11 protein-coding genes and 2 pseudogenes are annotated in these 20,381 nt (G+C 69.4%); 1 reads left to right on the plus strand and 12 read right to left on the minus strand.

From position 1 onward, the window contains the following. Window positions 1–60: 60 nt before the first annotated feature. Both LZ198_RS28275 and msrA read right to left on the minus strand, forming a co-directional pair. Window positions 61–4,497, minus strand: coding sequence for a galactose-binding domain-containing protein (locus LZ198_RS28275; RefSeq protein ID WP_253975197.1), 4,437 nt, complete (start codon window positions 4,495–4,497; stop codon window positions 61–63). A gap of 365 nt (window positions 4,498–4,862) precedes the next feature. Beyond that, window positions 4,863–5,519, minus strand: coding sequence for a peptide-methionine (S)-S-oxide reductase MsrA (msrA, locus tag LZ198_RS28280; RefSeq protein ID WP_253975198.1), 657 nt, complete (start codon window positions 5,517–5,519; stop codon window positions 4,863–4,865). A gap of 135 nt (window positions 5,520–5,654) precedes the next feature. Here msrA and LZ198_RS28285 point away from each other — a divergent pair, with 135 nt between their 5' ends. After that, the gene (locus LZ198_RS28285) at window positions 5,655–7,280 is read left to right on the plus strand and encodes a Sapep family Mn(2+)-dependent dipeptidase (protein WP_253975199.1); all 1,626 of its coding nucleotides are present in this window, start codon (window positions 5,655–5,657) and stop codon (window positions 7,278–7,280) included. 42 nt (window positions 7,281–7,322) lie between these two features. Here LZ198_RS28285 and LZ198_RS28290 read toward each other — a convergent pair whose 3' ends face one another. From LZ198_RS28290 to LZ198_RS28335, 10 genes and pseudogenes are all read right to left on the minus strand, one after another. Next, complete coding sequence (locus tag LZ198_RS28290; RefSeq protein ID WP_253975200.1) at window positions 7,323–9,281, minus strand: carboxypeptidase regulatory-like domain-containing protein; 1,959 nt, start codon at window positions 9,279–9,281, stop codon at window positions 7,323–7,325. Then, the gene (locus tag LZ198_RS28295; protein WP_253975201.1) at window positions 9,236–10,630 is read right to left on the minus strand and encodes a hypothetical protein; all 1,395 of its coding nucleotides are present in this window, start codon (window positions 10,628–10,630) and stop codon (window positions 9,236–9,238) included. Before LZ198_RS28295 ends, LZ198_RS28290 begins: the two co-directional genes overlap by 46 nt. Before the next feature lie 103 nt (window positions 10,631–10,733). Further along, the gene (locus LZ198_RS28300; RefSeq protein ID WP_253975202.1) at window positions 10,734–11,408 is read right to left on the minus strand and encodes a hypothetical protein; all 675 of its coding nucleotides are present in this window, start codon (window positions 11,406–11,408) and stop codon (window positions 10,734–10,736) included. A gap of 96 nt (window positions 11,409–11,504) precedes the next feature. Next, complete coding sequence (locus LZ198_RS28305) at window positions 11,505–14,480, minus strand: CHAT domain-containing protein (protein ID WP_253975203.1); 2,976 nt, start codon at window positions 14,478–14,480, stop codon at window positions 11,505–11,507. Then, on the minus strand, window positions 14,477–15,007 hold the full coding sequence (locus LZ198_RS28310) for an RNA polymerase sigma factor (protein WP_253975204.1): 531 nt from the start codon (window positions 15,005–15,007) through the stop codon (window positions 14,477–14,479). The genes LZ198_RS28305 and LZ198_RS28310 overlap by 4 nt, the downstream gene beginning before the upstream one ends. Window positions 15,008–15,518: 511 nt before the next feature. Beyond that, a pseudogene (locus LZ198_RS43485) lies at window positions 15,519–15,844 on the minus strand (transposase); the annotation flags it as partial. 122 nt (window positions 15,845–15,966) lie between these two features. Continuing rightward, entirely contained in the window at window positions 15,967–16,689 is a 723-nt protein-coding gene (locus LZ198_RS28320) for an immunity 52 family protein (protein WP_253975205.1), read from the minus strand. 15 nt (window positions 16,690–16,704) lie between these two features. Next, on the minus strand, window positions 16,705–18,195 hold the full coding sequence (locus LZ198_RS28325; protein WP_253975206.1) for a Tox-REase-5 domain-containing protein: 1,491 nt from the start codon (window positions 18,193–18,195) through the stop codon (window positions 16,705–16,707). A gap of 73 nt (window positions 18,196–18,268) precedes the next feature. After that, entirely contained in the window at window positions 18,269–19,618 is a 1,350-nt protein-coding gene (locus LZ198_RS28330) for a hypothetical protein (protein ID WP_253975207.1), read from the minus strand. Window positions 19,619–19,739: 121 nt separating this feature from the next. Further along, window positions 19,740–20,381, minus strand: a pseudogene (locus tag LZ198_RS28335) (hypothetical protein); the annotation flags it as partial.

A 20,381-nucleotide genomic window follows, 5' to 3' on the forward strand; every position in this document is an offset into this window, starting at 1 on the left:
GTCCACGGGAGGGCGGCCCGCTGCGTCCTGGCCGCCCTCCCGCGTGTCATCGTCCCACCGCTACTTGGTGAACGTGATGGGCCCGCTGGACAGGGTGGCGTTGTTCGCCCCGTCCACCGCGCGCACGCGCCACGTGTGGCTGCCCGTGGCCAGCCCGTTGAGCGTGGTCTGCTGCGTGCCCACGCCGTACACCTCGAACTCCCACAGCGAGTACCCGTAGGTCGTGGCGCGCTGGATGCCGCGCATGCGGACATAGCGCCCCACGCCGCTCAGGCCCGTCAGGTCGTCCTGGCCGCCGTTGCCGGTGGCCTCCGTGTAGAGCGTCTTCCACGTCGCGCCATCCACCGAGGCGTCGATGGCGTACTGCTTCCCGTACGCGGCCTCCCAGTACAGGTTCACCCGCTTGAGTGAGTACACGGCGCCCAGGTCCACGGTGATGGACTCCGTGTCGGGGCTCGCCGTGTCCGCCCGGCTCGCCCACCGCGTGCCGGTGAGGTTGCCGTCCACCGCGTCGTTCGGGCTGCCGAACTCGGAGGACGTGGCCGCGACGTTCTTGCCCAGCGCCAGGTTCGTCGTCGTGCCCACGTAGGCGGTGGGCGCCACCTCCGGCGTGCGGTCCGTGCCGTCCACGATGAGCACGTACTTCGCCACGCCCGCGCCCACGTCCGTCGTCTGCTCCCAGATGAACGTCGTCGCCGTCCCCGGCACGGACGCGCCCGCCGCCGGCACCATCGCGTTGAACGCCGCGGGCGGCGCCGTGTCGTTCAGCGTGAAGGTGGCCGTGGCCGACTGCGTGACGCCGCCCGCCCAGTTGTAGGCCTTCACGAACCAGGTATGCGCGCCGTTGCCCAGCGTGGCGTTGGTCAGCGTCGCAGAGGGGGTCTTCACCGTCGCCGCCGGGAACGGGCTGCTGTCGATGTAGACCTCGTACCGGTGGATGCCGGTCTGCGGGTCGCTGCTCGCGGTCCACGTGAAGGTGGGCTTCGTGGTGATGGTCGAGCCCGGCGTCGGCGTCAGCAGCGAGAAGGCCGTGGGCGGCGTCGAGTCCACCAGCCCGAAGCCGTCGAGCCCCGCGCCGTACTGGAACAGCGGGTTGCCGTAGATGGGCAGCACGGGCAGGCCCTGCGCGATGCGCGAACGAATCTCCGTGCGCTGCGCCGCCGTGGCCCCCAGGTCGAACGGCAGGTCCCACTGCTCCAGCTGGTTGTTCTCCACGTCCGTGCCGACCTGGTCCATGGCGCGCGGCAGCTGCCACGGCAGCTTGCCCCGGGGGAACACGTCGCCGAACAGCACGTCCGCCACCGCCGTGCCGCCGGAGTCACCCGGCCGGTACGCCACCAGCAGCGCGTTGGTCTGCGGCACCACGTTGGTCAGGATGTACGGCCGCGGCAGGATGAGCACCGTCGTCGTGGGGATGTTGCGCGACTTGAAGCCGGTGATGACGCCGTACTGGTTGCCCCACTTCGCGTCGTGCGCCGGGCCGATGGGGTCGCCGGGCAGGTACGGCTTCTCCTTGTCCCACTCCGTGCCGTGGGTGAAGTAGCTCTCGCCCACCACCACGATGGCGGCGCTGGGCGTCACGCCCGCGGGGGCCTCGTCCTTGTAGACGGTGAGGCCCGCCGCCTCCGCGCGCCGCTTGATGGCCTGGTAGATGGTCGGGTCCCCGAACTCCGTGCCGTGGAAGTCCGAGCGCCACGTCACCATGCACGACGGGTCGTCCGCGCGCGGGCCGGCGACGACGATGCTCGCCCCCGCGTTGAGCCGCAGCGGCAGCGCGCCGTCGTTCTTCAGGAGCGTCATCGCCCCCTGCGCGGCGCGGCGCACCAGCTCCTTGTGGTCCGCCGTGTGCCACTCGGACGTGCCCGCGGGGCCGCGGCGGTACGGGTCCTCGAAGATGCCCAGGCGGAACTTGAGGTCGAGGATGCGGCGCACGGAGTCGTTGATGCGCGTGGTGTTGACCGCCGTCTCGAAGTCCGCCATCTGCGCCGGGTTGGCGCCTCCCATGACGTCCGAGCCCGCGTTCGCCGAGCGCGTCCACGCCCCCGACGGCAGCCAGTCCGAGCAGATGACGCCCGTGTAGCCCAGGTTGACGCGCAGGTAGTTGAGGATGCCCACGCTGTCACCCGCGCCGTAGCCCTCCGGCCCGAGCAGCCAGCTCCCCGCGTACCCGGGCATGATGCCGCTCGTCCCCGCCTCCAGCGCCGCGTGCCACGGGCGCATGTGGTAGTGGATGGTGGTGCCGTCGTAGGTGATGCCACCCTCGCCGCCGGCGCCCTGGCCCGGCCAGTGCTTCGTCGTCACCCAGATGGAGTGCGGGTTCACCTCCGGCCCGCCCTGGAGGCCGGCGATGAGCGCGCGGGTGATGCCCGCCGCCAGGTCCGCGTCCTCGCCATTGCCCTCCTGGATGCGCGGGTAGAGGACCTTGGTGCCCACCTCGGCCAGCGGTGACAGCGTGCCGCGGCTGCCCACCGCGAGCTGCTCGCGGCGCTGCATGTCGCCCAGCTCGTAGACGGTGTCCAAATCCCGCGAGGCGGCCAGCGCCGGCTGCGTGGGCCAGCTCGTCTTGTAGCCGTGGATGGTGTCACCCGCGTCGACGTGGGGGATGCCCAGGCGCGTGCGCGCGCTGGCGCGCTGGAACGAGACGATGTCCTGCACGCTCAAGGGCCCCATGGTGAAGCCCGCCTCGGGGTACGTCTTCGCCTCGTAGAACATCTGGAGGGCCTTCTCGTGCAGCGTCATGCGCGCGAGCAGGTCGTTGACGCGGGTGGCGACGGGGTTGTGCCAGTCCTCGTACGGCTCGATGGTGCCGTTCTTGTTCAGGTCGCGCATGCCGTTGATGAGCGGCACGCCGTCGTCCTGGGCCTCCACCACCGGCAGGTAGACGCTGAAGGTGCGCAGGTCGGAGCGGCTCGTGGCCCCGCTGGCCTGCGTGGCCACGACGTACCACTTGTACGTCCAGCGGTCCGGCAGGTCCTCCGTCGGCGTCCACGACGTGCCCGTGGTGGTGGTCATCAGCGTGTAGCGGTCCAGCAGGCTGCCGGGCGCCATCCAGTCGTAGTCGTCGCGGCTGACGTTCAGGTAGACCTTGTAGTTCGCCGCGCCCGCGACGGTGGCCCACTGGAAGGTGGGGCGGCGCGTGCTGGTCACCATGGCGGCGTTGGCCGGCGCCACCACCGCGAACGCGCCCGCGACGGCGGGAGGCGCGGGCGCCTGGTACGGGTCCGGGATGATGGTGCGGTCGCGCCCGTCGGGGCCCGTGCCGGTGGAGTAGATCTCCACCTTCCACTCCGCGCCCTGCACCGCGAGCGCCGTCACCGTCTGCCCGCGCAGCACCGTGCCGTTCGCCGTGGTGACGACCAACCGGATGTCCGTGTTGGGCGCGGTGGGCGAGAACTGGTTCTTGGACATCGTCACCGGGGTGTTGGCCGGGAAGGTGATTTGGTACGTGAAGGGCCCGGGCGGGTTGCGCACGGAGGGCGTCGTGTTGCCCTCCTCGGGCGTGGGCGTGACGGTGATGGGCGCCGGGGAGACGTTGATCTTCGCGTACGCCAGCTCCGGGAACATCAGCTTGACGGTCTGGTTGCCCGTCTGCGGCGGCGGCTCCTCGGGCCCGGTGCCCGGCGCGTAGACCTCGAAGGACCACAGCGAGACGCCATAGCCGGTGCCCCGGGTGACGACCCGCATGCGCACGTAGCGGGCGCTGCCCGAGACGGTGACCTCGCGCCGGCCCGGCGCGCCGTCGGTGACGTTGGGGGCCAGCGAGGTCCACGTGGTGTCGTTGGTGGAGCCCTCGAGGACGTAGTTCGACGCGTACGCGCCCTCCCAGTCGAGCACCACCTTGCCGAGCGCCTGCGACGCGCCCAGGTCCACGCGAATCCACTGGTCGTCCGCCGGCGCCGAGGACCAGCGCGTGGTGGAGTCGCCGTCCACGGCATAGCCGGCCACCAGGTGCGCGGCGTTGCCCTCCACGCTCGACGCGGTGGCGGGCCGGCCCTTCGCCAGGTCCCCGGACGCGGGCGCGCCGCTGGCGTAGATGGCCAGCTCCCAGAGCGAGTAGCCGTAGTCCACCGCCCCGCGCTGCGTACAGAGGATGCGGACGTAGCGGCCCGTGCCGGTGACGGTCAGGTCGTCCGTGCCGCCGTCTCCATCCGTGACGACGCGGATGTCCGTCCAGGTCGTCGCGTCAGCGGAGGTCTGCACGCGATAGCCGATGGCGTACGCCGTCTCCCACGTCAGCACCACCCGACCGATGGTGGTGCTGGCGCCGAGGTCGACGTAGATCCACTCGTTCGCGGTGAAGGCGCTGCCCCAGCGCGTGCCGCCGTTTCCATCCACCGCGTAGTTCCCGGTGAGCGCGTCCTGGGCGGACGACGTCACCGTGGGCCGGTTGAGGGCCAGGTTCACTGCCTGCGCGCTCGCCGGAGCGCCCACCGCCACCATCCCCACCACCGCGATGACCCCGCACATGCGCGCCACCAGACTTCTGGCGCGGCGCATGGCCTGCACAAGAGGAGTTGTTCTCTGCATGGGATTGAAAAGCGGGCCGCTGGAGAAAGTGGGGGAAGGGGAATGCCGGCACGTCGCGAGACGGGGCCGTGTCCGAGCGGTCCTTTCCTTTCAACGCCTGATTCTATTTCTTCGGACGGAAAATAAAGTCAAACCAAGGTCGGATAACGCGGTAAGTCGTCCGAACAATGCATGCCCGGAAATACAGGGGTGACCGTGCGCGCCCGTGGGTGCCGCGTCGCGTTGTCGGCAAAGGGGTGGGGTGGGTGCGGGGCCGCGTGTGCGGCGTCCGTCGCCGGGGCGTGGGCCCGCGCGGCGCGGAAGCGGGGGGCGCGTTGCACGCCCCCCGAGGTGTCTCACGCGCTGACGCCGACGCCGATGGGGCAGCTCACGCCGGTGCCACCCAGGCCGCAGTAACCGCCCGGGTTCTTCTCGAGGTACTGCTGGTGGTAGTCCTCGGCGTAGTAGTAGGCCGGGGCGGGGAGGATTTCGGTGGTGATGGGGTCGAAGCCCTTCGCCGAGAGGGCCTTGCCGTAGGCGTCCTTGCTGGCCTCGGCGGCGCGCCGCTGGGCCTCGCTGGTGACGTAGATGCCGGAGCGGTACTGGGTGCCCTCGTCGTTGCCCTGGCGCATGCCCTGGGTGGGGTCGTGGCTCTCCCAGAAGACGCGCAGCAACTGCTCGTAGGGGAGCTTCTTCGGGTCGAAGACGACGCGGACCACCTCGTTGTGGCCCGTCAGTCCGCTGCACACCTCGCGGTACGTGGGGTTGGGCGTCAGGCCGCCCGCGTAGCCCACGGACGTGCTGTACACACCGGGCGTCTGCCAGAACTTCCGCTCCGCGCCCCAGAAGCAGCCGAGCCCGAAGATGGCGACTTCGTAGCCCTCCGGAACAGGGCCCTTCAGCGGGGTGCCGAGCACCTCGTGGGTGGCGGGAACGGGCATCTCGTCCGTCCGACCCGGCAGCGCCTCCGCCGGGGACGGCATCCTCAGCTTCTTGGTGGAGTTGAAGAACATGCCTCTAGGAATAGCCGCCTGCCCTCCAGGTTTCACCTCCGGAAGGAGCAGGCTGCCGGACGGGCGACACGATGACCCACCGACGCGTCACCGGGTAGGACGGCCTGCGCCGCTGAACTAGGGTCTCCCACCGCCATGCGTCTCCCCCTCGCCGCCGCTCTCGTCTGTGCCATTCCCACCCTCGCGCTCGCCGGGACGGACGCCCGTTGCCAGGGCACGCCCAAGGCCCGCGCCGCCCGCTTCTCCGCGCAGGCGATGAAGGGCGCCTCGTCCCTGGAGCGCTACGCCGCCTATGTCCGCGCCTGCGCGCTGGACGAGGTGGTGGCGCTGACCCAGGACCTGGTGCGCTTCAAGACGGTGAGCAGCGAGGTGCCCGCGGCGAAGAACCCGGACATCGTGGCCATGGGGCGCTACCTCCAGAAGTGGGCGAAGGCGCACGGCATGGCGTACCGCGCCGTGGGCGGGGGCGAGGTGTTCGAGCTCGCGTGGGGCGAGGGGGCGCCGGGGCTGGGGCTCGTGTTCCACGGCGACGTGGTGCCCGCGCCCGCGCACGAGTGGAAGCGCCCGCCGTTCGAGCCCTACGTCCGGGCCGGCCGGCTCTATGGCCGGGGCGTGGAGGACGACAAGGGGCCGCTGGCGTCGGCGCTGGTGGCGCTCGACTTCGCGCGGCAGCTCGGCCTGCAGCCCCAGGGCAAGGTGCTGGTCATCGTGGGCAACGGTGAGGAGAGCGATTGGACCGGGATGACGAAGTACGCGCAGACGGAGCCGAAGGCGACGCACGTCATCTCCGTGGACTCGGGCTACCCGGTGGTGGCGGCGCAGTCCGGCTTCGTGGCGTGGACGCTGGAGGCGCCGGTGGAACCGGGGGAGACGGAGGCGATGGCGATGCTGCGCGTGGTGGACGTGAAGGGCGGTGAGTTCCTCACCCAGGTGCCCGGCACGGCCACGCTGAAGCTCATCCCGGTGCAGGGGGAGACGGTCGAAGACGCGCTGGGGCGGGTGCGGAGCGCCATCGCGCAGGCGCAGCGGGGGCGGGCTTCGCTCCAGGCGGAGGCGAAGCGCGAGGGCGACGTGGTGGTGCTGACCACGCACGGCAAGGCGGTGCATGCCTCCATCGCGGACGAGGGGCACAACGCGCTGTGGGACCTGTCCGCCGTGGCCGCGTGGCTGCCGCTGGAGCACGACGGCATCTCCGTGATGCTGCGCGTACTGGCCACATGGTTCGAGGATGACCACTTCGGCAAGAAGCTGGGGCTGGCGTACCAGGACGACGGGTTGATGGGTCCGCTCCTGGTCGCGCCCACGTTGCTGCGCGTGAAGGACGGCAAGGTGAGCCTGGGCGTCAACATGCGCCGGCCGCGTGGGCAGGACGCCGCGACGTTCAACGCCGCGTTGGACAAGGTCGCCGAGAGCGTGACGCGGGAGACGGATGGGCGCGTGAAGGAGGGGGGTGGGCGTTACGTGGGGGACCCGCACGAGGCGGACACGTCCGGGACGCTCGTCACCACGCTGCTCGACATCTACAAGCGACACCGGAACGCGCCGGACGTGAAGGCCACGTCCGTGCGGGGCGGCACCTACGCGCGCCTGTTCCCCAAGGCCGTGGACTTCGGCCCCGGCTTCCCGGGCGAGGAGTACTCGGGACACGCGCCCGATGAGTCCATCTCCCTGGAGAGCCTGGGCGCGGGCACGCGCATGCTCGCGGAGGCCATCCACACGCTGGCGCTGACGCCCGGGGCGGGGACGGCGAAGAGCGAGTGACGGCGGACGGGGCCCCTGTCCGTCATGGGGCTGGGGCCCAGGTCATTCCGGGAGCCGTGCCCGCGTGAGCACGACCTCGAACTCACGGCCCGTGGGGCCGCGGGAGAAGCGCAGGCGGACCCGGGTCCCGAGCTCACCGCGGATTCGGGAGATGACTTGCGCCAGCTGCATGCCGACCGCGGGCGCATCGTCGATGGCGAGGAGCAGGTCTCCTTCCCTGATGCCCTCGTGGTCCGCCGGGCCTCCCTTCAGCACGCGCATGACGACCCACATGCCCTCGTGCTCGCGGCCCTGCTCGTAGGCGAGGCCCACGCCCGCGTATTCGCCGACAGGTGCGTGACCTTCCAGCGGAGAGAGCGAGACGCGCAGCACGCGGCCCGTTTCCGTGCTCTCCCGAATCACCCAGGGGTTGAAGCCTTCGTGGCTGACCCAGAGGGGCTCCTCTCTCGCCGGGAGCAGCTCGAAGGAGCCGTCTTCGGCGGTGTGGGCCAGGACGGGGAGGGTGCGCGGGTCGCTCGTGGCCACCGCTTCCGACCAATCGCCCTGGAGCGATGGCCGCCAGGAGGTGACGACGGCGCCGCGCAAGGGGCGCCCGGTCCTCGCGTCGGTGACGACGCCCCGCAGCCGCGAGGCCTTCTTCAGGGAGAAGCTGAGCCAGACGGTCTCGCTGGCGGGCACCGCGACGGTCTGGGCGGCGGCGGAGAACCCGAGCGCCGCCACGTGGACCCGATACCGGCCGGGTACCAACTGCTGGAACTCGAAGGCGCCCGCGGCGTCGTGGAGCGTGCCACCTCGGCGGAAGCTGTCTCCGAGCCGGCTCCAGGCGGGCTCGCCGTTGGCGCGATACTTCTCGAGGTCGACTGAGAAGCAGGGGATGGGAGCGCCGTCCTCCTCCGAGGACACCTGACCTCGAATCCGTCCCGTGTCGGGGAGCGTGAGGAGGACGTCGCGGGTGCCGGTCGGCACCGTGACCGCGGCCTCCGGGAGCGTGGCGATGAAGACGTCGTAGCGCTCGCGCGCGAGCGGTCCGAGCACGAAGTGGCCGCCTTCGTCGGTGACGGCTTCCTCGAGAGGCCCGATGTACATCGCCGTGCTGAGCAGCTCCTCGTCGAGGCCACCGTCGTTGATGGGCGCCTCGCCATCCGCCGGGGCCCGTCGAAACGATGTCGAGGTCGCGCTGACGCGGATGTCGGAGGCGGGGTGCCCCTGCGTGTCGAGCACCTTGCCCTCGATGTAGGTCAGGTTCGCGGGGGGCGTGCCCTCGCGCAGGTCGAGCTGGAGTGGGCAGTCGGTGAGGATGCACAGGCATTCGACCTGGGAGCGGGCCTGTCCGGACTCCGCCTGAATCAGCGCGTCTGGAATCAGGGGGATGCGGAAGCGGCCCGCCGCATCGGCCTCGAAGGTCTTCTGGGGCGGTGCGCTCGCCGGGTCCCATCGACCCGTGGACAGGAAGTGGACCTTCGCGCGTGGGGACGGACGCCCCTGTTCGTCCCTCACGGTGCCCTCGCAGAAGACGAGCGGGGCGAGCATGAGGGTGACGTCCGTGAAATGTGTCCCCGGTTCGAACCGGAGGCGCATGCCCGCGTTTCCGTGGGCGGGTGCGAAGGGCTGGAAGTCCGGGTGTGAGGCCCCCGCGATGACGTAGTCGCCTGGCAGAGGCGGCTCGAACTCGAACTCGCCGTGGGGATTGCTCTGGAGGGTTTCGGCTCTGCCTTGTCGGAGGATGACGAGGGTTGCCGAGGGAATGCCCAGCCCGGTCCGGGTGGAGAGGACCCGGCCCCGCAGCCACATCGAGGGCCGTGGCACCGAGGCATCCTGGAGCGCCTCGGGGACGTGGGCTGGCGGTCCCTGGAGGTCGGCGGTGGCCTCGCGCGGAGGGCTCCTGGTGGAGAAGGGCGCTCCGCGCGGCGGGGGACGACTGGCGTCATGCGTGACCGAGAAGGTCAGCACGACCATCAGGAAGAGGATGGCGGCGGCCTGGCGACGTCGGTGCTTCGACATGGCTGCCTTCCTTGGCCCGGAGGAGCGGGCAATGGCAGATGGACCGCGGGGTCACCCAGGAGAATGTAGCTGGCGAGGTCGTGGTACTGGAGCCAGTCGAAGGCCGTCTCCGTGTCGCTGACGCGCGCGCGCCGCTTCGCCTTCTTGGACTTGTATGCGTCATGGGCGCGTGCGCCCTGCCTGCGCTCCAGCCGGTTGGCGGGTGCGAGCAACGGCGTCAGGGCGAGCCCCACCCGGTGCCGGTGGCCCACGGCTTCGATGATGTCGCGGAACTTCTTGTGACGGGAGCTGCCCTGGTCGTTGAAGCTGGTGGTCCAGGCGAGGTCGATGTGGCCCACCATCGCGAGGGGGCCCTCGGGGTTCGCGAGCGCTGCCTGGGGGAGCGCGGCGATGAAGGGCCGCCCGTCCGGTGAGTGGAGGGGTGTCTTCGTGAACCGCGCCGCCGCCGGGTGGAGCGACGGCAGGTCCTGGAGCCACGTCTCATAGCAACTGTGCGCGGGGGTGCCCGCGCTGAAGCAGGCGAGGCCGAACCAGAATCCTCCCGGAAGGAACGGACCGCGCGCGACGTCCTTGGCCGTCAGGACTTGTCCACGCGCGAGGACGAGGGCGCCTTGCTGGGCTCGCTGCTCCTCGAAGGACGTCCAGGCGCGGCGCTCGGGCGTGCCTTGACCATGGCTCAGCGAGAACAACATCGAGGGCGTGGCGTCGGAGGCGAAGCGCAGGAAGCGCTCCACCGCCGACCCTGGCCCCTCTCCTGTCTCCTCCCAGGACAGTGGCGGCTGCATGTGTTGCAGGCCCGCCTCCTGGCGCTCCGTCGACGTCTCGAAACAGGGCCGCATCAAGAGGTCATGGCCCTGCCTCGTCGCGAGGCTCCCGTCCCTCGCCGTGTAGAACAGCGGGCGCGCGAGCAGTGCCGGGGAGGGGTGCTCGGCCCAACGCAGGACCTTGTTCACGTAGGCTCGGTATCCATCGTCGGTGGGGAACGCGAGGCGCCCCACCAGTCCATCGATGGCCAGCACCTGTTGCAGCTCGAGTGAGACTGCATCCAGGTCTCCGAGGATGAGCAGGTAGCGCGGACGGTCTTCTTCCTCGACCTGCTCACCCTCGAACTCCTTCTCCAGCCACCGGTGGGCGGCCTCGCGGTCCATGCCCGGACGGACTTCGTAGACCCTGACGGGATGTCCGCCCTGCTCTCGCTGTCGGAAGTCCCGGAGCGGCGCGACGAGCTCCAGCAGATGCCGTCCCGCCTCACCCTGGGGAACGACGAGCCCCCAGCGCTGCTTGTGCAGGTCGTGCGGGTCCCCGGTTCTCGCGCGCAGGTACCGCGAGCGGCTGGCTCGGGGAGGCACGGTGACTCCTCGGAGGGATTCGGCTTCGACCCCTGGCTCCAGGACAGGGGTGTGCGTGTCGGCATGCGACAGGAGCAATTCGATGGGCATGGCGCGAGGTGCTTCAGAGAGAGGGCTGCGGAGCCGGCGTGTAGGGCTCGACGTACAGGTCGAGGACCCCGGGGGGCAGCGGCGGCCGCCCGTGCAGTTCGACGAACGACTGCTCCTCCACGACCTGCGCGATGAGGTCGCCCAGGTCACCGGTCAGCGAGCCCTGCGCCGCGAAGACGACGCGCTGCGTGGACTTGTCGTAGCCGATGGCGAGGAACGTCGACGAGTCGCTCAGCGGCGCGAGGTACGTGTAGCGCGACGTGATGTCCTCGTCCGTCCAGAGCGGCGTACCGCGCAGCCGCGAGTAGGGCTGGACGTTGCTCGTCGTCGTCGCGCCCCGGACGGGGGTTCCGGAGGGCGGCTCGTACTCGTGCCCCTCGTAGGGCGGAATCGTGCCGAACTGCTCCACCAGCGCCTTGGGGAGCGGCGGCCACAGGCAGAGCTCCACCTGGGCCTCGTCGCGGGTCATCCGGGCGACGAAGTCACCCAGGTGCTCCTCGACCTTGCCGCGCGCGACGAAGCACACCTCGACCAGGCTGGACGGCCAGCGCGTGCCGAAGGCCACGAAGGAGGACGACTCGACGATGGGGACGATGAAGACGTGGCGGGAAGTGAGGCTCGCGCTCCTCCAGAAGGACTCCTGGGGCGGGTTGTCGAGCTCATAGACCGGCAGCGGGGGCGTGCTCACGTGGGGCTCCTCTCGGGTGGATGGGGATTCAGCGTTCACCCACGCGAGAGGACGTGATGGGGCGGCGGTGTTACCTCGCTCCCGCCACCCGTCGAGTCATTCGAACAGCAGGACGCTCCTGAGCCATGCGTGCTTGTCCGGCTCCTTCGCCAGCCACTCCCGGCGTTCGTCCCTCAGGGCGATGGCGGGAGCGACGCCCTGTCGCATGCGCGCGCGGATGGCGTTGAAGAACCGGTTGGCCTCGAGGTCGGTGATCTCCACCGTCGCCGCGAGCACGCCTCGCGCACCCTGTTCGATGAGGACGGCGGGAAAGCTCAGCCCCTCGTGCGCGGCGTAGGTCGTATGCGCGGCGTTGCATGCCGCGAGGACCACGAAGGGTGACGCTTGAAGCTGGACCTTCTGCAACATCGAGAAGGTCAGCGTGGACTGTCCGTTCTCCGTCGCCAGCGCGAGGTAGGCACTGCTGACGGGCTTGTCGATGTCGCCGTGGGTCACCACGTCGATCTCAGAGGCGGTCCGCATCGCATTCATGACCCGGGACGGGGTCGCGTCGGTGTGCTTGAGCAGGACGGGTTCCTCGTCCGGACCGAACTCGGGTTGCCAGGGATTGAGGCGCCCGTAGCGACGGTCGTCGATGGTCACGTCGGAGACGATGAGATGCTGTGGTCGCCGGTCTGGTTTCCGGGGCGGAGGTGCCGTCGTCCGGCGGACCAGATAGCTCCAGGCGATGTCGGTGGGGAGCAGCCCCGCCCGGCGCTGGAGTGGAGGTCTCGTCAGCACGTCGACCTGCGCGCACCCTCGCAGGCGTGTCAGCAGCTCCCCCGGGACCAGGCCCCCGAGGTCAGGCTTCAATGACTCTCGCCGGGAGTCCGAATACACATTCATCCAATCGCCCTCGGCCCCACGCGCCATCATCAGCGTCCGCTCCGAATCCACGGTCGCGATCAACACGCAGCGCTCGGGGAGGGGGCCTTCGCGCTCCTGGACGACGAGGTCTCGGGCCTCGTCATAGGCCCCGCGCTTCCCCGCCTCGAAGATGAGCGAGGTGAAGCTGTAGGTCCGGACGTGCTGCTCCATTTCGCTCGAGGAGGCCTTTGGGGGAAGGATGAGACGGCTCAGGATTTCTCGTCCCTGGGCGACGTCGCGCTCGATGAGGAAGCGGCCAAGTGAATGCTCCGCCAGGAGCGACTGCCCAACGTCCGTCTGATTCTCCTTCTGCACACGCCGCAGGTGGGCCTCGTCCCCCGGTCTGCTCTCGAGTCGCGCGAGATCCGACAAGGTGAAGGCGCCGCTCGCCGAGAGGGGCAGCCCGGTCGCCAGTGCCATGTCGATGTCGTGGCGCGCCTCCTCGATGCGCAGCTCGTTCCAATCGATGTCCGCCAGGTGCTGGTACACGAGGCGGCGGGCGCTCTTCGCGGCGGCGTCACCCTCGCGCGCCATGAACGCCATGTATTCGCGGTAGTAGGTGCGGGCCTGCTGGGTCGCGTCGTGAGCGATTCTCGAGGCCTGGGCGAGCTGCACCAGCAGGAGCCCCTCCATCTGCCTGGCATGGTGCTGCCGGGCGAGTTGCAGGCCACGCTTCGCGTGCATCCGTGCCTCTGGGAGCTGCTGTCGCTTGAGATAGACGTGCGAGAAGGAGAGGTCGAGTTGCATGCAGCGCAGCTCCAGCCCGGGGGACAGACACTCCCGTTCGAAGGCGCTGTTCAGCGTCGAGAGGGGCTCGTCGACGAGCCACTGCTTCTGTTCTGGCCCCGGCTTGGAGGGCAGGGACGCCATCGCCTGCCGGTAGGCCAGCAGCAGCGCGAACCAGGGGTCCTTCGCCCCGGTTCGTTCCAGAAGCGCGAAATCCCCCTGGAGCTGATCCAGGAGGACGAGGGTTCCCAGCAGGATGTCGGATTCACCGGAGGCTCGGAGCCTCTTCACGAAGTCCCGTTGCCACTCGGGTGATTCCACCCGTGCGGTGACCTTCGCCCAGCCCGACCGGGCCAGCTCGCCATAGTCCCGCGCCAGGGGCGCCCGCCGGGCGAAGTCCGAGTCCGCGACCCGGCGCACATACTCCTGGAGGATGCTCCCTCGCCTCGCGCGGTCATCGAGCTGGGTGGCCAGGTCCATCAAGGCCAGGACACGCTCCCGGCTGGGGGCCGCGCGCACGGCATCGTAGAAGTAGAGCCGCGCGCTGGCGAAGCGGGCGAACCCCTCCGGGAGTTCCTTGGGCGCCGCGTCGAGGAGGGCCTTTCCAGCCGCGTCCATCTTCTTCCAGGTCTCGTAGGCCTCCTGGGAGGTCTGCTCGAGCTTGTCGGCCCTGCGCTGGGCCTCCTCCGCCCAGCCGGGCTCCTTCCTCGCCGCCACCTGACGGAAGGACTCCGCCGCCTGCTCGTAGAGCGCGAGCCCTTCGAGCGCGAGCCCGCGGTTCCACTGGGCCTGCGGCAGCTCGGGGTCGAGGGCGAGCGCCTCGTCCGCCGCGGTGAGCGCCTGCTCGAAGTCTCCCTGGATGAGCCTCGCGGCGGAGACGGCGACCGCCGTCTGCGCGGATGCCGGGACGGAGCCCAGCCTGGCGAGCGCCGTCGCCACGAGTCGCGAGTCGTTCCGCGACAGGTCGTCGACGGCCTGTGCCAGCGGCGATTCCGAGGGCGGGAGTGGCGCGCGGGGCGGCGAGGACCCTGGCTGCCCCGACATCGTCCGGCTCGGCGGCACGTAGGGGTGGTGGACGTCCGCTTCGGCCAGCGGCAGTCGCGCCTCCAGCCACCGCTCATCGGCCTGGGCGACGGCGTGGGGGTGCCCGCCCGGGGTGCTCGTGGGCAGCAGGCGCACCGCGGCGACGGTGACCAGCAGCCCCGCCGCGAAGGCCAGGACCGTGCGCATGGCGGGACGTCGCCAGAGGGGAATCACCTGGGCGGTCGTCCCGGGGTGGTCCTCCAGGACCTCCTTGCCCAGGAACTCGAGCTCCAACTGGGCGGCGATGGCTTGCTGGCACTGCTCGCAGTCGGGGAGGTGCTGACGGAACGCCTCGGCCTCCTCGGGAGACAGGGCGCCGTCGACGAACAGTTCGACGTTGTCACAGGGGCGGGTCATCCGTTCCTCCCCGCGGTGAAGAGGGCGCGCAGCTTCGCGCGAATCTTGGACACGCGTGTGCGCGCGGCCCCGGGCGTACCGCCACATCGGATGGCGATCTCCTCGTAGTCCTCGCCCTCCGACAGGAGCTTGTAGGTCTTCCGATCCAACGGGCTGAAGGCGCGCAGCGCGTCGTCGACCTGCTCGGGGGTCACCGAGTCCATGTGGGAAGGCTCCGGAGGACGTGGCACGGCGTGGAGTCGCTCGCCGAGCAGCGGGTCTTCGGCGTTGCGGTCCCGGACCTTGCGTCGCCGACAGAGGTCGTTGAACGCGTTGGCGAGGATCCGGGTGAGCAGCCGTCCGCTCTGCTCAGGGTCAGGCAAGGCCCGCGCATGCTGACACTGCGTCAGGAACCGGGTGATGGCGTCCTGGACGAGGTCCTCCGCGTCCGGCGCGTTGCCGCAGAGCTTCCGCGCGCGGCGCATGAGCCAGGGCCGATGCTCCTCGGCCAGGTCGCCCGCATTCTGCTTGCTCCGCACGATACTCATCAGCGGTGGACGCCCCTCCTGCCGTGGCGCCTTGCGCTCTAGCACAGGAACGGGCGCCGCGAGGACAGGCGCCTCCAGCAGGGAGAGGCCTCGCTCGGATGGGGTCTCATCCAAGGCGACGGAGAGGCAAGGTGGCCAGGCATCGGATGGGGGCATAGAACCTTCTGGTTGAACCCCTGACGCCCTCGGCCCGATTCGTTACCTCCGAATTCCTCTCATCGGATTTCCGACAGGGGTGGGGGGCCCGCCGGGTCGAGCACGCCCCATCCCAGACATCTATGATTGGAACTCTCCAGCCTCATTTCAGTCGCCCCTGCGAGCGCTCCACCACGGCGTGGCCGTCCGGCGCGTCCGGGAGGTCGACGTGGAAGGTGCCCCGGTACCAGCGGGCCCGGCCGTCGCCGGAGGGGGGCACGGGGAGTCGAGCCCGCAGGTCCTCGGGGAGCGCCGCCGCGGCCTGGGCGAGCCGGTTCTCGGCCTCCCTGGCGCCGTGGACGGCGAAGTCGCCCGCGGAGACGCCCTGGACGTACGCGCTGGTAATCGCCTCGTCGACTCTTCGCTGCGCCGCTTGTAGCGGCCCAGCACGGCCTGAGCCGAGCCGCTGGCTCGGGTCCGGGGCACGGCCACCTCCAGGTGCCCCATGGACGTCAGCAGGCCGCGCAGGTAGCTGCCATTGCGCCGGTCCTGCTGCCAGGGCCCGGCCCCCTCCAGGCCCCGAATCTCCTCCTCCAGCAGCATCTCCAGCGTCATCCGGATGGCTCCCAGGAAGAGGCCGCGCACGTCGGTGCGCACCTCCTCGTGCGAGGGCGCGGCAAACTCGGTATCCCCCTGTGTCAGGGAACTCCTAGGCGTCCTCGCCAACGGAGGACCATCTCGGGTTGGTTTCACCGAGGAGCTTCCCTCTCTCCCGCTCGCCCCTCCTCTCCGTCTACACACTTATAGGGACACGACCCGGTACACTACGGCTCAACCTGGAGCGGATTCAAAAGCCCTGCTCGGTCCAGCAGCGCCCGCACCCGCTCAGCTAGCGCCAGATGCTCCGTATTGCTGGCCGTGAAGCGCTCGGGGGTGAGGATAATCAGCGTGCCCCTGTCCTCCACCTTCTCGATGCGCACCGGGGCGGGCAGTGGGGGCACGGTGCCCAGGCGTTGGGCGAGGTAGGTCACCCACCCAATTTGGACATTGGCCCTCCCGTTCGGGTCGGCAATGTCCCGATGCGCATGAGACATGGCAACGCCCCAATCAGGTTCTAGCGCCGTCGCCATGCTCCTGAGAAGTCCGCTCAGGACTCGTGTCGTCAAGACGCGTTCAGAACTTGCACCATGAAGGGGCAACTCAAAGAGCCAGAAGTTATTCACCCATTCGGAGTAGATGCCCACTGCTGCATCAAAGCTGCATGCGTCGGAGTCTTCGAGAGCGCCGTTCCATCCGCTTATGCGATAGCCAAGATCTTCATGGTGCCGATCCTTGGTTCGCCCCAGGGCCTTGGCGAGTTCATCCTGATTCGGCGTGACCGGCTTCTTCCAGGCGTCCTTTCGCGACTTGCTCTGTCTGAACCACCTAGCAAACGACGCCTCAACTCCAGCGATGGATTCGAGCAAGGCCACAACGCGAGATGCGCATTCATCCAGTGATTCCTTGCGCGCTCGCCAGTAGGCACCGGCATAGTAGGTCTCCGTCACAATCGCGTCTCCTCCTCAATGGGGAGGTGTGAAAACAACCTCGATCCCTTGGGCTCCTCTGTCCTGAAGAAGCTTCCGAAGTGCTGGAACAGCGGCTTCTTCTGCTACATGCCATCGGATGGGCATCCCCTTGGCCGCTTTCACCTGCCGAAGAGCCTGTTCGCCAAGCGACTTCGCCCCTGAGTTCTTGAACCAGCGCTTCGGGTTCAGCGCCTCGAAGAACTTGGCGTAGCCCGGCCCCTTCGCCTCCAACAGTACGCCCTTCTCGAAGCCATCGAATTTTACGCCGCCATCCTTCGTCGTCGTGCCTCCGACCCAGTATGCATCGTCCGCCGAGCGCCCGGAGATCTGTTCCTGGTAGCGCCGTGCGCGAGGGGACATGGTCTCGTTCGAGGGTGCCCATTGGCCGGGCTCATTTGACGGCGCTCCTTTGTTGGCCGCCGTGCTCGCGCGCTGGAGGATGATGGCCGCCCCAGGCCCTCCACCGAGTACCGCCGCTGCGCGGCCCACCGGCACCGCCACGCGCTCGATGGTCAGGGCCCCCTGGGCGGAGAGTGCGAGCACCGGCACCGTGGCTTCGGCGCCTGCCAGCGCGCCCGTCACCGTGCGCGTCGCGACCGATGCGGTCCCCGTCGTGAGTACGAGGTCCGTGACCAGCGCCGCCACCGCCTTGATTTGCTCCCCGCGCGTCATGTGCCGGAAGCGCTCGAAGTACTCCGGGGACGACTCGATGAGCGCGGCCACACCAGCAGGCAGGTTTTTCAGGGAGGCGATGCTGTCCAGCGGGTAGGTGAAGAAGTGGCCGATGGAGAGCGCCAGCTTCACGACCGTCGACTCGGCCCCGTCCAACACGCGGCCCACATAGTCCGCGTCGTCGTAGACCTCCGCAATCGGGCGCCCATCCACCTCCCGCAGCTCGTCATCCAGCAGCCGGTAGACGCCCGAGTGCGCCGTGTAGAAGCGCCCCAGCTCGAAGCGGTGCGCGCGGAAGGCACCGTCCTTCCACTCGACGGGCGCGACTCGCTGCTGCGTCCTCCCACTCAGTGCCCACGCCACGCAGCCGTCAGGACGGAGCACCACCAGTTGAGAGAAGCGCTCGACCTGGCGCACCAAATCAGGCCGCGACAGCTCGCCGCGCTCCAGCACGTTGCGAAGCACATGGCCCATCGCGAGCCGCGAGGGGAACTGGCCCAGCGTCACGGGCTTGCGAAGCAGCTCCGACATCAATCGCGCGGCCTGAGCGGGTGTGAGTGAGCTGCCTGGAATCGGTCGCTCGTCCCGGTCCTCCAGCCCGGCGTTCGCCAGCAGCCTTTCCCACACGTCCTCGTTCCGGGCGTTTCCCGCGACACTGCCGCCCGTGGCGCTGTTCGACGTGCCCGAGCGAAACTCTCGGTGGTGCCGCTCCCGAGCGTCTTCCGAGGACCCGGCCAGTGCCTGGATCTGCCCCAGAAGGTGGGGGTCGCGCGGCAGCTCCCCACGCGCCACGCCCGGCATGAGGCGCACCATTCCCCGACGGTCCGGAGCAGGCGTCACCGAGGCGCATCCCGTGGCCACCAGCGCCACGGCCAAGAGCAAGGCGTCAGCGCGCATTGTCCACCCCCAGTCCCACCGATGCGAAGGCCCCCGGGCGCAGCGTCCCTTCCGCCGTGGGGAACAGCAGCGTGCCTCCCGTCCCTGTCGCGTAGAGCTTGCCGCCCAGGAACCTCCAGCGAACTTCCGCCGACCCGAGGTAGCGCGCCCCCGGCTTGCCAGCACCCACGGCGAGGCCCTTCACAGCCACTTCCAGGGCGCGAGAGAAGAGCTGCACCGCCACGCTACCGTCGACGTCGAAGCGCCCCCACGAGAACGCTTCGGCTCCCAGCGACAATCTCAGATGTCGGGTGAGGCCCCTGTAGCCGACGGCGTCCCAACCGATGATGGCCTCACCGAAGGCGGAGTAGCCGTCCGGGAAGTGAGCATCCGCGAGAGGCCCACCGTCAGGCCCGGCCGCCTGGAAGCGCGCCAGCTCGTAATCGGGCCCGAAGAGACCTTGCCGGAAGCCGCCGTGCTGGCGCCGCGCCTCCAGCCGCAGCCACAGGAGCCGTTTGTCGGTGGTGGACTCCAGACCCAACCCCGCCACCGCTCCCCAGGCGTTGGAGTCCCCTGGCTCGCCACCACCACCCACGAACGCGTGTGCCTCGTAGGTCGGCTGCACCAGGAACACGGCGACCGCGTCCACATGCGCCAACGTCACCGAAGGTGCGCGGCCACCAGCTCGCCCCCAGTCATGCGCGGCGGACACGCTCAACGTGTAGCGAGACCGCTGTTGGGGCCTGCCGAAGAGCACATGCTCCACGTCCAGTTCGACTTCCGCCCCCATCAGCCGGGCCCCCAGCATGTCCGACGAGAATGCTTCGACGTAGACGGGCCCCAGGTAGCCTGTGACGACGCCAGCGGCTGGGTGATAGTCGGGGTTCGCGCGGTGGGCGTAGCGGCGGACCAGATGGCCCGTCAGCATCGAGTAGCTGTCCAGCTCACCGAACCACAGCGCCCAGGGCGAATGGTTCGAGCCCAGCCGGAGACTTCGCACGAGCTGTCCCCAGTCGGAGAGCGTGTCCCAGTCCTCGCGCCGAAACAGCCCTCCGTTCTGCGCCCCCCACATCGGCAGGCGCAAGGGAGCCCCCAGGCTGAACCCGAAATCCTCGCCCCGGTCGAAGGCGATGAAGGGCTCAATCTCAAGAAAGCCCGCCTCCATCCCCTGGCCCTCGCGCGGCAACAGCGTCCACGTCGTGGCCTCGACGCGAAACAGGTTCGTCCACCGCTCGTCTTTGCCGTCCTCCTGCGGCGCTTCCTCAATCGGTTCCGGCAACTGCGGCTCTTTGACGTCCTCCGCCCAGGACACTCCAGACAGCAACAGCAGCACGGCAAGGCAGCTTCGCTTCCTGCGCATACACGTCTCCTGTGCGTGCCCCGGTATGAGGCACGAAAGACACACGTCTCCCGGTCGGCTTGAGCGACTCGCGCCGCGCCGGTGGTGAATCAGCAGTGGTGAGAGGAAAGGGGGGCCGCCGTTACGCGGTCGGCAACTTCGAGGTCCAGCGGCGCACGGGGCGCGGGTTCGTCGTCAGCTCGTCTTCGTTGTTCGCTGCGGGCTGGGTCTCGACGTCATCCCTGTGCGCGCGCCAGTCTGCCGGGACGAAGCCCCCCTCGTCGTCCATGAGGTTCAGCTCTTCCATCGCGTCCCCTGCATCCGAGAGCCCTTGCTCCACTTCTCGCACGGCGTCGGTGGCGGTGTAGGGCCCCAGCTCAGCGAGCCGCGCGCGCAGGGCCGCTTCCAACTCGATGGCCGTCTCGAAGCGCTCCCATTGCTTGCGCAGCAACAGCTTCCGCAGAATGGCGCACAGCGGCTGTGACAAGCCCAGCAACGCGAGTTCGACGTCATCCGGGCGGAATGCCATGGCCCAGTGAATGGCGTCCTCTGCGATGGAGGTCAAACCCGCATCGATGCTGACTTCCGTTGCCGCCAGCAGCCGGCGCCGCTCGTCTGAGGACATGCGCCTGTCCAGGTCGCCCATCGTCAGGGGTTGTGTCCCTATAAGTGTGTAGTCGGCGAGGAAGGGCGAGCGGGAAAGAGGGAAGCTCCTCGGTGAAACCAAACCGAGATGGTCCTCCTTTGGCGAGGAGGCCGAGGAGTTCCCTGCCGTGGACGATAC

The sequence above is a fragment of the Myxococcus dinghuensis genome, assembly GCF_024198235.1.
Lineage (GTDB): Bacteria > Myxococcota > Myxococcia > Myxococcales > Myxococcaceae > Myxococcus > Myxococcus dinghuensis.